Here is a 15,049-nt window from a genome sequence, read left to right on the forward strand (position 1 = left end):
ATATATTCCAAATTGTGAGCAGCAAAAAATTGGGTGTTTTTGCTTTTTTACCTTTACAAGATAGATTATCTTAATGTTTAACTAATTTTTATTTACTAATTACCCAGCTCTGCCCGCACTCTTCCAGTTTCTACAGCCAAACAAAGCGCTAAGCACATAGTTGCAGACAATCCTCTAAAACCACTGACTTCCTCTTCCAATACTTCCAAATGAAAATCATCACCTCTGGCAATTGGGCTCAATGTTGAGTCAGTTAAAGCCACTACATTGGTGTTGTTAGCCAAACAAATATCTACCAATTCTCTGGTATTTGCAGTGTAGGGGCTAAAGCTAATCGCTAACAGCACGTCATCTTCTTTTAACATGCGAGCCTTATCAGCCATACTATGGGGCATACCAGTCAAAACCACTGAATGAACCCCAAGTTTGACCAAGGTGTAGTGTAAATAAGCAACTACAGGTTCTGCCCTTCCTTGGCCTGCAATATATACTACTCTTGCCTGTGCTAGCTGCTCACTAGCCTTTAATAGCGCATTTGCATCTACATTGTGTTCCAAACGAGCAATAGATTCTGAAGCAGCCTGGGTAAAATGCGACAAAACAGTCTGCTTTGTGTCTGCCGAGCGCTGCATAGAATTTAATCGCTCAGAATAAGGTTGCGGCACATGCCGCATACTTTCCTGAAACACCATTTGCATGTCAGAAAAGCCTTGATAACCAAGGGATTTAGCAAACCTCACCATAGCAGATGGTGTAACGCCTACCTGCTCACTGATAGAAGCAATGGTATTAAGCGCTATAACGTCTGGATTATGCATAGCAAACACTGCGACGCTTTGTAGCCTTTTAGGGAGGTCTTGATAGTGATTTTGCAACCAAGGCTTTAAATCACTAAATACTCGAGGTGGCTTTACTTGAATCACTTTTGTCATATTTTATATTCGACTCGACTAGCACAGTGCTAAATTATAATGGGTGCTAATATATCAGAAAAATCTAAACTAAAATGAAATACTGTAGGCTAGAAACTGTTCTACAGCATAGGCTTGCTTGAAACACATCCCTGTCAGGCTTTTAGTTATGATGACTCATCTCATCTGTTAAATCTTGCTTGAGTATACGCAAAACATTTTATATTTGGAATATTTATTTCAAAAATAAAAATGTTGAAATTTATATTTGAAAATGGTACAAATTGTTTCGTACCAGATATGTTCGCTTAGGTTGCCTTTTTACAACCTGTCTATATATTTGTTGTGAACGCATTTAACCCAACGCACAGCTTTGGGTTATTGAAGTAGTAATATTGAGCAACCGCGGAATACTCCGCATAACAAACACTAAAAATTAGCATGGCTAAGTTTTTAGGAGGAAAAATAATGAAAAAAATTAATTTGTTTGCAGTCACAGCTCTGTCTGTGGCTATGGCTACCGGCGCAAATGCTGCAACCATTGGATATTTAAGTTCTAACTTCGATGATAACTTTCTAACTTTAATGCGTGAAGCTGCCAAAGCTCACACAGAAGAAAGGGGTCATACTTTCCAGATTGAAGATGCTCGTGAAGACGTAGGCACCCAGTTAAGCCAAGTGCAAAACTTCATCGCTTCTGGCGTTGATGCTCTAGTAGTTACTGCAGTGAGTGCTGCTGCAACACCTCAAATGACTAAAATGGCTAATGCAGCCGGCATTCCAATTGTATACGTTAACCGTATGCCAGCAGATTCTGCTAGCTTAGGCGGCACTAGTACTTTTGTGGGTTCTAACGAAACTTGGTCTGGCACTTTGGCAGCCTTTGAATTATGTAACTTAGCTGGCGGTGCAGGTAATGCGGTAATGTTACAAGGCATTTTGTCTAACGAAGCAGCTATAACGCGCTCAAAAGACTTCGAAGAAGTGTTGGCACTATCTATGTGTAATGGCATCACTTTAGAAGCTGTTGAAGTAGGCAGCTGGCAGCGTTCTAAAGGCAACGACATCGTCTCTAACTGGTTAAGTTCTGGTATGGAAATCGATATCGTTTTTGCTAACAACGACGAAATGGGTCTAGGCGCAGTTCAAGCGTTCAAAAATGCTGGTATCAGCATGGATGACGTGTTGATTGGTAGTGTAGACGCTACTGCAGATGCACTTGCATCTATGGCTGCTGGCGAATTGGATGTTACTGTATTCCAAAATGCTGCAGGCCAGGCAACTGGCGGCATCGACGCTGCAATCGCTGCGATCAACGGTGAGTCTCTACCAAACTCGATTACCATTCCTTTTGAATTGGTAACTCCTGATAACATGGCAGACTACATGGGCGCTAACTAAGTTTTAACGCCTTAGTATGTGAAAAAACCTCTGGATTTACTCCGGAGGTTTTTAGTTACGCCTCATTTTTAGCCATCAGTGTCTTAGAGAACTCTATGAACAACCAAGACGACATTATCCTCCGCACAGAAAACCTCACCAAACGTTATGGTGGTGTACATGCATTAGAAGAAGCCAATTTCACTTTAAAAAGAGGCGAGCATGTTGCCATTGTTGGCGACAACGGTGCAGGAAAGTCCACTTTTGTGCGCCAAATTACTGGAGTAGAACAACCCTCTTCAGGTGACATTTTTTTTGAAGGCCAACGAGTAGAATTTAACTCGCCTCTAGAAGCACGCGAAGCAGGCATTGAGTCTGTATTTCAAGATTTAGCCTTGTGCAATGATTTAGATGTGCCTTCAAACTTATTTTTAGGACGTGAAGAATTACTTTTCAAATTTGGGCCTTTTAGCATTCTTGATGAAAAGAAGATGATGCAAAAAGCCAAAGAAGTATTAGAAAGAACAGCTATTAAAATACCAGATTTAAGTAACCATGTGGGCGATATGTCCGGTGGCCAACGACAATGTGTGGCTATTAGCCGCTCAGCTAGTTTTGCATCAAAGCTTATCATTATGGACGAGCCCACTGCTGCTCTTGGTGTGCAGGAAACCACTCAAGTAGAAAATATTATTCGTGGTTTAAAAGAACAAGGTGTTCCCCTTATTCTTATTAGTCATAACTTACGCCAAGTATTTAACTTAGTAGACAAAATATGGGTTTTTCGTCGCGGGCGTATTGTTGGTGAAGTGATCGCTGCTGAAACTGACGGCAATGAAATTGTGTCTATGATTACAGGCATGCAAGATGGTGTTCACGAAAAAGCTAGTTACATCTAGGGGGTTACCATGTTTAAAAGAGCAAACCTCCCTGCTGAGGCCAGCATATTTGCTGTGTTTGTTGGCATCGCCGTGTTATTTGAAATACTTGGCTGGTTCGTTGTAGGCAAAAGTTTTTTGGGCAATGTACAACGTCTAGAAATAATTATTTTACAGGTGTGTATTTTCGGCATTATCGCCGTGGGTGTCACCCAAGTTATCATTACTTCAGGTATAGACCTTTCAGGTGGTGCAGTATTAGCTTTATCAGCGATGGTTGCTGCTAGTTTTGCACAATCAGCTGATGCCTTCGCACCTATGTTTCCACAATTTTTAGGCTCACCGATCATCATCCCTATTGTGGTTGGCTTAGCCGTTGGCGCTGCATGTGGCTGGATTAATGGTGCCATTACTGCTTATACAGGTATTCCATCATTTATTGCCACCTTGGGTATGTTGGTTACCGCACGTGCTGTGGCCGTTATCTACACCGAAGGTCAGCCGATCTATTCTTTGTCAGATTCTTTTACTGCCATTGGCTCTGGGGCTTGGCCGGTATTAATATTTTTCATAGTGGCGGTAATATTCCACCTTCTTTTAAAGCATACCGTTTATGGTAAGCACACCTATGCGATTGGCTCTAACGAAAGAGCTGCACGAGTGGCAGGCATTAATGTGAGACGCCATAAGATAATGGTGTATACCATTGCAGGATCTTTGTCAGGCTTAGCGGGTGTAGTAATGTGTGCTCGAGCAACTATTGCTCAATCAGGCATGGGCACCATGTATGAGTTAGATGCTATTTCTGCCGTGGTTATTGGTGGCACCTCTTTGTTTGGTGGCCGCGGACGTATTACTGGAACTGTTATTGGAGTTTGCATTTTAGGTGTTATAACCTCTGGCTTCACTTTCTTACGTATCGACTTCTATTACCAAGAAATTGTGAAAGGCATGATTATTGTAGGTGCAGTAATGCTTGATCAACGCCGCCAAGCCCAACGACGCTTACGCGCATAACCAGGACATTACTATGACATCATCTTCATCTACAGGCGGCTACAAAACTGTAAAAAGCTGGAAAGACTGGCTGCCAAAAGACATTAGTATTCTTATGGTTTTGCTTGGCACAGTGTTTATTTTTGAAGTGCTGGGCTGGTTTATAGCCGGGCAAAGCTTCATTTTTAACACCCAGCGTCTAACCATTATCATTTTACAAATGTCTATCATTGGCATTATTGCCATAGGTGTGACTCAAATCATCATTATGGCAGGTATTGATCTATCAAGTGGATCTGCCCTGGCCTTCACAGGCCTTGTGGCTGCAAGCTTTGCACAAACGTCTGAGTATACTCGTGCAGTTTACCCCGCTTTGACCGACATGCCTGTCCTTTTGCCTATCATTGCAGGCATTTTAGTAGGATTTGTTTTGGGCGGTATCAACGGTAGTTTGATTGGCTATGCCGGTATCCCTCCGTTTATTGCTACCTTGGGCATGCTTGTAGCTGCAAGAGGCTTAGCTCGCTGGTACACCAGTGGCTCTCAAGTCAGTTTTTTTATAGACGATTATGCAGTTTTAGGTAGCGGCATTATTCCAGTGATCATCTTCTTGACCACCGCTATGGCATTTCACTTTTTACTGCGCTACACCCGATATGGACGTTACACTTATGCCATTGGCTCTAATGAACAGGCAGCACGTGTAGCTGGCATTAACATCAGAGCTCACAAACTGTTGGTGTATACCATTGCCGGTGGTCTATATGGTTTGGCTGCAGTTGTTGAGACTTCGCGCACTCTAACAGCTCAATCTGGTGCTGGCATGCTCTACGAGCTAGACGCCATTGCCGCCGTGGTTATTGGCGGCACCTCGTTGATGGGTGGTAAAGGTCGTATTACTGGCACCATTATTGGTGTGTGTATTTTGGGCGTTATCACTTCTGGTTTTACATTTTTAGGTATTGGTTCGTTCTACACCAATATAGTTAAAGGCATTATTATCGTCGCAGCTGTTGTAGCTGACCAATATAGTAATAACAAAAATGCTAACCGTTAATTTTATTATAACGAGTTATCAGTGTTAAAAGTGTGAGAGAAAAGACATGAAAGAAATAGGTATCGGTGTTATTGGCACTGCGTTTATGGGCAAAGCCCACTCTATTGCATACGCATCTGCAGCTACTGCCTTTGGTGGCAATCTGCGCCCAAGGTTAGAAATGGTGTGTGACCAAGACCCACAAATTGCAGAAGCCAAACGCAAAGAAATGGGGTTTGCGCGCTGCAGCACAGACTATATGGACGTGGTTAATGATCCCAAGGTGGATTTGATTTCTATTTGTGTGCCTAACTCTATACACAAAGAAATCGCTATTGCAGCCCTGGCAGCCGGCAAACACGTGTGGTGTGAAAAACCAATGTCTACCAATTTGGCAGACTCTCAAGCTATGGTAGATGCTGCTGCAACGAGCGATCAAAAAACCATTGTGGGTTATAACTACACTCAAAACCCGCTAGTGCATGCTGCTAGAGATATGATTAACGAAGGCGTGATTGGTGATGTTACTGGTTTTTTTGGTGTTTACGACGTAGACAACGAAGCTGATCCAGATCGCCCTTACAGCTGGCGTATGAATAGAGAGTTATCAGGCACTGGTGCCAATGCTGATGTAATGTGTCACCTAGTGAGCGTAGCCCACTTTATGACGGGCAGCGATATAAATAGTGTTGTGGGTGAATATGACATAGTTTATGCAGATCGCCACGATCCTAAAACGAATACCCGTAAAAGTGTGGACAATGATGATGTATGTATGGCCATTGCCCGCTTTGACAGTGGCATTAAAGGCACTTTGCGCGTAAGCCGCGTAGCTTGGGGGCGTAAATGTGGTTTGAGCTGGGAAGTGCATGGCTCTCAAGGCATGATCCGCTTTGATCAAGAACGCCTTAACGAATTGCAACTTTATACCCGCTGTGATGATCCTCGCCAGCAAGGTTTCCGTACTATTTTATCAGGCCCTTATCATAAACCTTATGATGCTTTTTTACCCAATGCTGGCCACACTCTAGGCTATATTGATGTTAAAGCGTGCGAGTTAAATCAATTGCTCACCACCATTGAAAAAGGCGGACAAACTTGGCCATGTTTTGCTGATGGGTTAAAAATAGAAAAAGTAATGGACGCCATTGATCGTTCAGCCATGAGTGGCCATTGGACGGACGTACAATAGCATGACTAACACTCCCACTTCAGCTTCGGCAAAAACTTGGCATGCTTTAGTGCTAGGTAGAGCAGGCCTTGATCTTTACCCTCAAACTGATGGCGGTAAAACGCGAGATGCCAATGGATTTACCGCTGATATGGGAGGCTCTGGCGGCAATATTGCAGCGGCCATGGGCAAGGTTGGCGCCAAAGTAGCACTATTAACAGCCTTGTCTGAGGATAGTATTGGTCATTTTGTACGCCAAAAACTAAAAGAATGTAATGTTAGTGATGCGTTGTTGCAAACTTGCCAAGGTAATAGCCGCACTAGTTTGGCGATTGCCGAAGTAAGACCGACAGATTGTGATGTAGTGATCTATCGTAATGATGCTGCCGATCTGCAACTATGCCTTACCGATGCAATGAAGGCGGCTGTAGCTGACAGTAGTAACTTGGTGGTTACAGGCACTGCGCTGATTTCTGAACCATCACGCACCACCACTTTAGAGCTTATGCAATATGCTCAAAATAACTCAACTTGTGTGTGGTTAGACTTAGATTATCGTCCATGGAATTGGCCAGACTTAGAGACCACACGCGAAATTTATAGCCATGCTGCACAGTATGCTGATGTGATTATCGGTAATGAGGAAGAGTTTGCAGTGCTCACGGATGAACTAGAGGCCTATATTAAAAGTGCCAGCAGTCTTTTGGTACACCAAACTATTTTGCTTAAACGCGGTGGTAATGGTGCCAGTTTATTTAGCCAAGGCAAGCGTCTTGATAGCGGTGTTTACCCCGTTATCCCATTAAAGCCATATGGTGCTGGGGATGCTTTTTTAGGAAATTTAGTAGACCACTATCATCAGCATAAAGATTGGCAATCGGCCATTTCCAGAGGCAGTGCTGCCGCGGCTATTGTAGTGTCTCAACGCGGCTGCGCTGGGGCTATGCCCAATACAAAAGAAATTAATATATTACAAGAATCAAGTGTCATGAAACCATCTGCCATCTGGCGTTAGTGTCACGGAAATAAGGAGTTTTACATGCATATCCCACCACATGACAACCATAACAAAGCCATTGTAGACCGAGACGATGAAAAAACACCTTTATGTTATTTCAACATTGTTAAGCTCACTAAAGGTGAATCCTTTACCTCTATGGTTGAAGGCTATGAAACGTGTTTAGTGCCTGCCACTGGCAGTATTGACGTTAGTGTTGCAGGGCACCACTTTGAAGCGGTAGGTAAGCGTATGCACATTTGGGAAGGTGAGCCTGAAGGTGTTTATGTGCCCCTTAGTACAGAGGTGACTTTTACTTGTGTCAGTGATGCTGCTGAAATTTTCGTCTCAGGTGCCAAGCACGATGAAGTGTATGAGCCTTTTGTAGTGCGCGAAGCACAAATTGACCCAGTACAGTATGGTTCTGATGACACTAAAACTCACCGCAAAATCAAACACATTTTAGGTAAAGCGCAAGCAGGTCAAGTAGGCCGTTTGTTAGTGAGTGAATTATTTACTGTAGGTGCTGGAGGCTGGTCTGGATTTCCACCCCACAAGCACGATACCGATACGTTGCCCGCAGAAAGTCGTCATGATGAAGTGTATAACTTTCGGTTTAATCCCGAACATGGTTTTGGCGCTCAGTTTCTCACTCAAGAAGGTGAAGATATGGGAGAGGTGTACCATATTCGTAATGCCTCTACTATCCAAATAGAAAAAGGCTATCACCCATGTGTAGCTGGCCCTGGCTATGAAATGTATTACTTCACTATTTTAGGGGGCTTATCGCAACGTCCATTACACCAAAACTTCCATCCTGAACATGCCTATCAACTGGATACTATTCCCGGTATGAAAGATATGATCAGCAAATTTAAGTAGATTATTATGTTAGTTAATTTAACAGACCTTATGCAACCTGCCTTAAAAGGTGGCTATGCAGTGCCTTGTTTTAACGTGTTTGGCTACGAAGATGCTTTAGCGGTAGTTAATGCTGCCCAAGCACGTAATGCGGGTGTGATTTTAGCCGTAAATTTGGATATGACTTTATTTATGCCTTTGGAACACATCATTGGCATGCTCAAACCTCTGGCTCAAAGCGCGACGGTGCCTGTGTGTTTGCACCTAGATCATAATTACGACATTCCCACGGTTATTAAAGCCATTGACGCAGGCTTCACCTCGGTGATGTACGACGGTTCACAGCTACCTATCGCAGAAAATGTGGCAGGAGTGAAACAAATTGTTACTCACGCTAAGTCTAAGAATGTGTCTGTAGAAGCTGAAGTAGGCTCTGTGCCTTATGCCACTGGTCGTGATCACATTAAGTCTGAGCTAACTAATTTAAGTGAAGCTTTGATGATGCTAGAACAAGCCAAACCTGACGTATTAGCTGTGTCAGTAGGTAATGTGCATCGTTTGGAAAACACTTTTGTGGATATTGATTTCGCCCGTTTTAATGAGTTGCAAGCGGCTTTAGATGTGCCTTTAGTGATCCATGGAACCAGCGGTGTAAAAACTCATGATATCCAAACTTTAGCCAAAGGCAATGTGTGTAAATTTAATATAGGCACCTGCCTGCGCCAGCGTTTTGGTCACACTTTACGTAAAACTCTAGATGACAACCCAAGCTTATTTGACCGCCTCACCATCATGAAAACCATCATTCCAGAAGTGAGTGATGAAGCTGATAAAATGATTCGTTTATTGGGTCAGTAAGGCAGCTAATACCCTACCCAGGTTAAGCAAGAGAAAAAGGTAAAACGAGATATGCCCATGGCGCAATTAACTGGCCTTAACAACAAAATAGCAGTTATTACAGGTGGCAGCCAAGGCCTAGGAGCCGCTACTGCGCGCTTATTTGCACAAAGAGGTGCTAAAGGCCTTATTTTGTGTGGCAGACAAACCACAAAAGGCAAAGCTGTTGCTGAAGAAATTCAACAGTTATACCCCACCTGTGAAGTGCACTTTGTTACCGCAGACTTAGAGCAAATAGACTCTCCAAAACTTATTATCCAAGCTGCCGAGGAACATTTTGGACAGCTTGATATTCTCATCAATGTTGCAGGCTTATCGGCACGAGGTAGCATATTAGATACCAGTCCACAGCTATATGATCGTATTATGAACATCAATGTTCGTGCGCCGTTCTTTTTGATACAAGAAGCCGCCAAATTGATGCGCTCTAAAGGCACTGGAGGCACGATTGTTAGTATCGGATCTATAGCAGCATATGCTGGCATGCCTATACTCACAGCGTATTGCACCTCCAAAGGCGCACTCAATACTCTTACCCGCAATACAGCCCACGCGTTAATGCGCGATCGCATTCGGGTTAACTGCTTAAATATTGGTTGGATGTCTAGTGACGAAGAAGATGTCATACAGCGTAAATATCATGGGGCCCAAGATGGCTGGCAAGAAAAAGTAGGTGAAGGGATGCCTTTTGGTCGCTTAGTAGACCCTGACGAAGTGGCTCGAGCCTTAGCTTTTTTAGCCAGTGATGAATCTGGATTAATGACAGGCTCAGTAGTGAATTTTGACCAATCTGTTTGGGCTGCAAGTGATGGTATGGTAGTGCCTGAACATCAACTTCCTGATTAAATCAGTGTGGTTATTAAACTTGAGCTAATAACCACTCCTTAAATGCCCTAACGTCTGCTCTTTGAAGGTGTGACTTAGGGCAAACCACATGGTAAGCATGATCTGTGATTAAAACCTGATCAAACAATACCACCAAACGACCAGTAGCTAAGTGATCTTCTACAAATGGCGTTGACCCTAACGCAACACCTTGTCCATCTATTGCTGCCTGAATCAACACGTTGGTGTCATCCATAGTGGTGCCGCGCTTAATATTTACACCCTTTACTCCAGCCTGCCTTAACCATTCATTCCAATCATTCGGGCTGGCATCATGCAATAACGACACGTCCAATAGCTGCTCAGGTTTTACTAGAGTGGTATTTTTGGCCAGCCACGCGGGGCTTGCCACAGGAAAAAAATCTAGCTTTATAATGGGAGTGCACTCCACCCCCACCCAATCCCCTTTGCCATAAGTCACTGCTAAATCTATGTCTTCACGCTCAAAATCAACAGGTTTGTGGGCATGGAACAAACACAACCCAATCTCCGGGTACAACTCTCTAAACTCCTTCAACCTTGGCGACAGCCATTTAGCTGCAAATGAAGGTGCTAAACGGACATTAAGCATTGAACCTGCTGTTTGTTGTTTCAAGCTCACAAGAGCGTAGGCGATGTCATCAAAGGCGTCGGCCAATACAGGCATTAAGGCTGCACCACTAGCTGTTAATGTGAGGTTGCGGGGTGAGCGAGTAAATAAATCATACCCAAGATAGTCCTCCAAACCCTTTACTTGGTGGCTAATAGCTGCCTGAGTAACAAATAATTCATTTGCAGCTCGAGTAAAGCTTAGGTGTCTAGCCGCGGCTTCAAAAGCTCGCAAACTATTTAGTGGGGGTAGTTTTCTAGCCATTTATTATTACCATCAATCGCATTAACCTAATTAATGCAACACATTTTTGCATTAGTTATTCTAATGCAGTTCCATAGAATTAATCAATTGATTAGAACAGGATTTAGGTTAAAAATCACCACACTAAAAATAAAAAATATCATTCTAGGACACACCATATGTCACGTCGATCAGGTGGCCGTCAGGCCCGTTTAGCAGAGCGTTTAGCACCTTTAACTGAAGAAGCAAAACCCGTTCACCCGGGTGAAACAGGGGGCACATTTATGCCCCTATCTGATAGTGCGATGTCTGCTATTGCCGATAATGCCTATCGTATTTTAGAAGAAATAGGGTTTGGTAGCTCAACAGACCACTGCACACAGACTATGGTCAAAGCGGGTGCAGTAATGGGTGAAGATGGCCGCTTACGTATTCCACGCAGCTTAGTTGATCATACTTTAAGTATTTGCCAGAGAAACCTAACACTGCACGGCGTAGACCCTAAGCATGATTTAGAGATTAATGGTCAACGTGTACACTTTTCTACGGCCGGCGCAGCAGTGCATGTGTCTGACCCAGAAAATAACACCTACAGAAATTCAGCCACGCAAGATTTGTACGATATGGCGCGTATTGCAGACACTTGTGAGCATATTCATATGTTCCAACGCATGTGCGTGTTAAGAGACATAGATGATCCAAAAACAATGGATCTAAACACCCTTTACTGTTCTGTTATGGGCAGTAGTAAGCACATAGGTACAAGTTTTACTGAAGCAGATCATGTGAGCGCCGGTCTTAAAATGTTACATCACTTTTCAGGTAGCGAAGAGGCTTGGAGAGCAAGGCCCTTTGTAAGCATGTCAAACTGCTTTGTTGTGCCACCTATGACCTTTGCAGAAGAGTCATTAGAGTGCCTAAGAGTAGGTGTTGAAGGTGGCATGCCCATTTTGCTTCTTTCTGCTGGGCAAGCTGGAGCTACAGCACCCGCTTTGTTGGCGGGCGCAGTATCACAGGCATGGGCTGAATGCTTGGGTGGTTTGGTGTATGTGAACGCTATCAAACCAGGCGCACCTGCTATTATTGGCACTTGGCCTTTTGTATCAGATTTACGCACTGGAGCCATGAGTGGTGGTTCTCCAGAGCAAGGTATATTGTCTGCTGCATGTGCACAGATGGGTAACTATTTCGACTTGCCTACAGGCACAGCGTGCGGCATGACCGACGCTAAGTTTCCAGACTTTCAAGCAGGTGCTGAAAGAGCATACACTGCAGTTGCCGCTTCAATGGCTGGTGCCAATATAGTGTATGAGTCTGCTGGAATGTATGGCAGCCTTATGGGCGCTTGCCCTGAAAGCTTGTTGATGGACAATGATGTTTTGGGTGCTTGCATGCGCATGACCAAAGGTGTCACAGTGAATGAAGACTGCTTAAGTTTTGATGTCATTAACGAAGTGTGTATGGGCGGTAAAGGCCATTATCTAGGCTCAGACCAAACTTTATCCGTGATGCAAACTGAGTATATTTATCCCGACTTAGGTGACCGAAGTAGCCCCAACGTTTGGGCTGAGCAAGGAAAACCCGTATTATTAGAAAAGGCCATCGCTAAAAAGAAAGAGTTATTAGCCAGCTATTTTCCAACACATGTCAGTGATGATGCTGACTTAGCCATAAGAGCTGAGTTTGATATTCGCCTTACCCGTGAACAAATTGGCCGCTAAAGCGATCCGTTAAGAGAAGATTTATTATGTCCCTACAATCCCATGCACGCGTTGTCATTATTGGCGGCGGATCCCTTGGCGTTAACCTTATGTACCACCTTACAGAAGAAGGTTGGACTGACGTAGTACTCATTGAAAAAGGTGAGCTTACCAGCGGGTCCACATGGCACGCTGCAGGCTTGTGCCCTAATTTTAACGGCAACCACACCTTATCTAAAATTCACGATTACACTATTGAACTGTATGACAAAATCATACCCGCTAAAACAGGTCTAGACTCCACTTTCCACAAGTGCGGCAGCCTACGCGTAGGTTATACCGAGCTTGAAGAACAGTGGTTTCAAAATGTAATGAGTAGAGCTCACAACATTGGTTGTGAAATGCGCTGGGTGTCTAAAGAAGAAGCCAAAGCGATTAACCCTGTGATGAATTTTGATGGTGCGCGATGTATTTTATATACCCCTGGTGATGGTCGAGTCGACCCAACGTCTGTGGTTATGCCTTTAGCTCAAATGGCACGTGATAACGGAGCTAAAATTAGCCGTTTTAATCGAGTCATTGATATTAAAATTTTGCCTCAGGCCGGCTATGAAGTGATTACTGAGCAGGGCAATATTATTGCTGAACATGTGGTTAATGCTGCAGGTTGTTTTGCCCCTGAAGTGGGCCGGATGGTGGGCGCACATGTGCCTATTATTAACCTTGAGCATCAATACCTCATCACCGAAGATCATCCAGACATTGCCGCTTTAGTGAAAGAAATGCCTGTCACAAGAGATTCCACTGCTTCTGCTTATATTTGCCAAGAAGGCAATGGCTTATTGGTGGGGCCTTATGAAACGCGTGGATCAAAACCTTGGGCCCTTAAAGGCATGGATTGGGACTTTGACAGAGAATTATTTGCTGGTGACTTAGTGCGCTTAATGCCATGGCTGGAGCGCTGTATGGAGCTTGTGCCTTTATTTGAAGAGGTGGGTGTAAAGACCATCATCAACGGTCCGATTACTCATACCCCTGATGACAATTTTTTAGTAGGCCCAGTTGAGGGTTTAACTAACTTTTGGAATATGACTGGCGCCTCTATCGGTATTGCTCAAGGTGGTATTGGTAAATACATGGCACAGTGGATGGTTTATGGCCAAACTGAGCTTAATATGGCGTCATTAGATAGCCGTCGCTTTGGTCATTGGGCTGATAAAAACTACTGTGTTACCCGTGCTATAGAGTCTTACGAACGGATGTATCTAGCCGCTTCACCGACTGAAAACCGCCCCCATGGCCGCCCTATTCGCACCAGTGCTTTACACACCGTGATGGCACAAAAGGATGCCGTGCATTTTGTAACGGCAGGCTATGAAAAGCCAGCTTGGTTTAAAACCGATGCAGTCCGCAACGAAAGTGACACTTGGACTCATAATGAAACCCATGCTGTTGTCGCTGAAGAATGCGCTGCTGTGCAAAACACTTGTGGCATTACCGACGTGAGTGGTACTGCCAAATTTAGAGTCATGGGCCCCGATGCTTATGCCTTTTTAGATCATTTGTCATGTAATAAGCTACCTGCTAAAGATGGCCGTATTAGTCTTACTTTGTTCCATGCCAAAAATGGCGGCATTATGGCTGAGCAAACCGTAAGCCGCATAAGCCACGATCACTTTGTATTGATGGGTGCTATTGGCTCGCAAATAAAAGACCTGCAATGGATGCAGCAGCACGTAGGTGACTTTGATGTGTCCATAGAAGACTTTACCCAAGACTGGGGTGGCTTATTGCTAACCGGGCCCAAAGCACGAGACATTTTACAGAGCATTTGTGAAGATGACCTGTCTAACAGTGCTTTTCCTTGGTTGGCTTGCCAAACGATTCAGCTGGATTCTGCCCCTGTGTTTGCCATGCGAGTCTCCTATGCTGGTGAACTAGGTTGGGAATTACACATGCCTACGTGGCAGCTTATTTCTATCTATGAATCATTGATGGAAAATGGCCAGCCATTGGGTCTGCGAGATTTTGGCACGCGTGCCTTTAATAGCATGCGTATGGAAAAAATGTATCGTGCTTATGGTGCCGAATTTACTGAAGAAATGTCAGGCCTAGAAGCGGGTATGGGTCGCTTTTTGGATCTAAATCGAGACTTTATTGGCAGCGATAATATGCGCCAACGCCAAACAGATGGTCTGTCTATAGAGCTTGCTTATCTTGTGTTTGATGACGATGTACCTGCAGAATGTTTTGGTAACGAAGCTGTGTTTGCTAATGGCGAACTGACCGGCATAATTACCGGCGGAGCCTATGGCTATCGTGTAGAAAAGAGTTTAGCCTTTGCCTATTTAAAGCCTGAGCATTGTAAAGACGGTCAGGCACTTACTGTCGAAACTTCAATCGGCACTCGTCATTGCCATGTGGAATTTGATGCTACATATAATCCCAACAACAGCTTGTTGCGAAGTTAGGCATCAATACTAACCATTAAAGTAATGGGTCACC

At 44.0% G+C, this 15,049-nt stretch carries 13 protein-coding genes; 11 read left to right on the forward strand and 2 right to left on the reverse strand.

The window, feature by feature from the left end:
• Window positions 1-95: 95 nt before the first annotated feature.
• Window positions 96-932: a MurR/RpiR family transcriptional regulator gene (locus tag ABXT42_RS08145; protein ID WP_443627653.1), complete on the reverse strand. Its 837-nt coding sequence runs from the start codon at window positions 930-932 to the stop codon at window positions 96-98.
• A gap of 447 nt (window positions 933-1,379) precedes the next feature.
• On the opposite strand from ABXT42_RS08145, the gene ABXT42_RS08150 reads away from it, so the two are divergent.
• From ABXT42_RS08150 to ABXT42_RS08190, 9 genes are all read left to right on the forward strand, one after another.
• Window positions 1,380-2,312: a substrate-binding domain-containing protein gene (locus tag ABXT42_RS08150; protein WP_443627654.1), complete on the forward strand. Its 933-nt coding sequence runs from the start codon at window positions 1,380-1,382 to the stop codon at window positions 2,310-2,312.
• A 95-nt stretch (window positions 2,313-2,407) separates the two neighbouring features.
• Entirely contained in the window at window positions 2,408-3,190 is a 783-nt protein-coding gene (locus tag ABXT42_RS08155; protein ID WP_443627655.1) for an ATP-binding cassette domain-containing protein, read from the forward strand.
• Between the two features lie 9 nt (window positions 3,191-3,199).
• A complete protein-coding gene (locus ABXT42_RS08160) occupies window positions 3,200-4,186 on the forward strand; it encodes an ABC transporter permease (protein ID WP_443627656.1) in 987 nt (328 codons plus the stop codon).
• A gap of 13 nt (window positions 4,187-4,199) precedes the next feature.
• Complete coding sequence (locus ABXT42_RS08165; protein WP_443627657.1) at window positions 4,200-5,222, forward strand: ABC transporter permease; 1,023 nt, start codon at window positions 4,200-4,202, stop codon at window positions 5,220-5,222.
• A 46-nt stretch (window positions 5,223-5,268) separates the two neighbouring features.
• The gene (locus ABXT42_RS08170; protein WP_443627658.1) at window positions 5,269-6,393 is read left to right on the forward strand and encodes a Gfo/Idh/MocA family protein; all 1,125 of its coding nucleotides are present in this window, start codon (window positions 5,269-5,271) and stop codon (window positions 6,391-6,393) included.
• A 1-nt stretch (window position 6,394) separates the two neighbouring features.
• On the forward strand, window positions 6,395-7,387 hold the full coding sequence (locus ABXT42_RS08175) for a PfkB family carbohydrate kinase (protein ID WP_443627659.1): 993 nt from the start codon (window positions 6,395-6,397) through the stop codon (window positions 7,385-7,387).
• A 24-nt stretch (window positions 7,388-7,411) separates the two neighbouring features.
• Window positions 7,412-8,251 (forward strand): 5-deoxy-glucuronate isomerase, encoded by an 840-nt coding sequence (locus tag ABXT42_RS08180; RefSeq protein ID WP_443627660.1) that lies wholly within the window; start codon window positions 7,412-7,414, stop codon window positions 8,249-8,251.
• Window positions 8,252-8,257: 6 nt separating this feature from the next.
• Window positions 8,258-9,088 carry a class II fructose-bisphosphate aldolase gene (locus ABXT42_RS08185; protein ID WP_443627661.1) on the forward strand — a complete coding sequence of 277 codons (831 nt, stop codon included), beginning with the start codon at window positions 8,258-8,260 and terminating at the stop codon, window positions 9,086-9,088.
• A 57-nt stretch (window positions 9,089-9,145) separates the two neighbouring features.
• The gene (locus ABXT42_RS08190) at window positions 9,146-9,973 is read left to right on the forward strand and encodes an SDR family oxidoreductase (protein ID WP_443627662.1); all 828 of its coding nucleotides are present in this window, start codon (window positions 9,146-9,148) and stop codon (window positions 9,971-9,973) included.
• Between the two features lie 13 nt (window positions 9,974-9,986).
• Here the strand turns inward: ABXT42_RS08190 and gcvA are convergent, their stop codons facing one another.
• On the reverse strand, window positions 9,987-10,865 hold the full coding sequence (gene gcvA / locus ABXT42_RS08195; protein WP_443627663.1) for a transcriptional regulator GcvA: 879 nt from the start codon (window positions 10,863-10,865) through the stop codon (window positions 9,987-9,989).
• Between the two features lie 158 nt (window positions 10,866-11,023).
• On the opposite strand from gcvA, the gene ABXT42_RS08200 reads away from it, so the two are divergent.
• Together ABXT42_RS08200 and ABXT42_RS08205 are read left to right on the forward strand one after the other, a co-directional pair.
• Window positions 11,024-12,565: a trimethylamine methyltransferase family protein gene (locus ABXT42_RS08200; RefSeq protein ID WP_443627664.1), complete on the forward strand. Its 1,542-nt coding sequence runs from the start codon at window positions 11,024-11,026 to the stop codon at window positions 12,563-12,565.
• 26 nt (window positions 12,566-12,591) lie between these two features.
• The gene (locus tag ABXT42_RS08205) at window positions 12,592-15,015 is read left to right on the forward strand and encodes an FAD-dependent oxidoreductase (protein ID WP_443627665.1); all 2,424 of its coding nucleotides are present in this window, start codon (window positions 12,592-12,594) and stop codon (window positions 15,013-15,015) included.
• Window positions 15,016-15,049: the final 34 nt, after the last annotated feature.

This window comes from Candidatus Njordibacter sp. Uisw_002 (assembly GCF_047730155.1).
Classification (GTDB): Bacteria; Pseudomonadota; Gammaproteobacteria; order Pseudomonadales; family Balneatricaceae; genus Njordibacter.

Bases quoted from the DNA above. Each gene is read 5' to 3' on its own strand.
- ABXT42_RS08200 (WP_443627664.1), top strand. From the start codon at position 11,024: ATGTCACGTCGATCAGGTGGCCGTCAGGCCCGTTTAGCAGAGCGTTTA.
- ABXT42_RS08165 (WP_443627657.1), top strand. From the start codon at position 4,200: ATGACATCATCTTCATCTACAGGCGGCTACAAAACTGTAAAAAGCTGG.
- ABXT42_RS08180 (WP_443627660.1), top strand. From the start codon at position 7,412: ATGCATATCCCACCACATGACAACCATAACAAAGCCATTGTAGACCGA.
- ABXT42_RS08175 (WP_443627659.1), top strand. From the start codon at position 6,395: ATGACTAACACTCCCACTTCAGCTTCGGCAAAAACTTGGCATGCTTTA.
- ABXT42_RS08155 (WP_443627655.1), top strand. From the start codon at position 2,408: ATGAACAACCAAGACGACATTATCCTCCGCACAGAAAACCTCACCAAA.
- ABXT42_RS08185 (WP_443627661.1), top strand. From the start codon at position 8,258: ATGTTAGTTAATTTAACAGACCTTATGCAACCTGCCTTAAAAGGTGGC.
- ABXT42_RS08160 (WP_443627656.1), top strand. From the start codon at position 3,200: ATGTTTAAAAGAGCAAACCTCCCTGCTGAGGCCAGCATATTTGCTGTG.
- ABXT42_RS08150 (WP_443627654.1), top strand. From the start codon at position 1,380: ATGAAAAAAATTAATTTGTTTGCAGTCACAGCTCTGTCTGTGGCTATG.
- ABXT42_RS08145 (WP_443627653.1), bottom strand. From the start codon at position 932: ATGACAAAAGTGATTCAAGTAAAGCCACCTCGAGTATTTAGTGATTTA.
- gcvA (WP_443627663.1), bottom strand. From the start codon at position 10,865: ATGGCTAGAAAACTACCCCCACTAAATAGTTTGCGAGCTTTTGAAGCC.
- ABXT42_RS08190 (WP_443627662.1), top strand. From the start codon at position 9,146: ATGGCGCAATTAACTGGCCTTAACAACAAAATAGCAGTTATTACAGGT.
- ABXT42_RS08170 (WP_443627658.1), top strand. From the start codon at position 5,269: ATGAAAGAAATAGGTATCGGTGTTATTGGCACTGCGTTTATGGGCAAA.
- ABXT42_RS08205 (WP_443627665.1), top strand. From the start codon at position 12,592: ATGTCCCTACAATCCCATGCACGCGTTGTCATTATTGGCGGCGGATCC.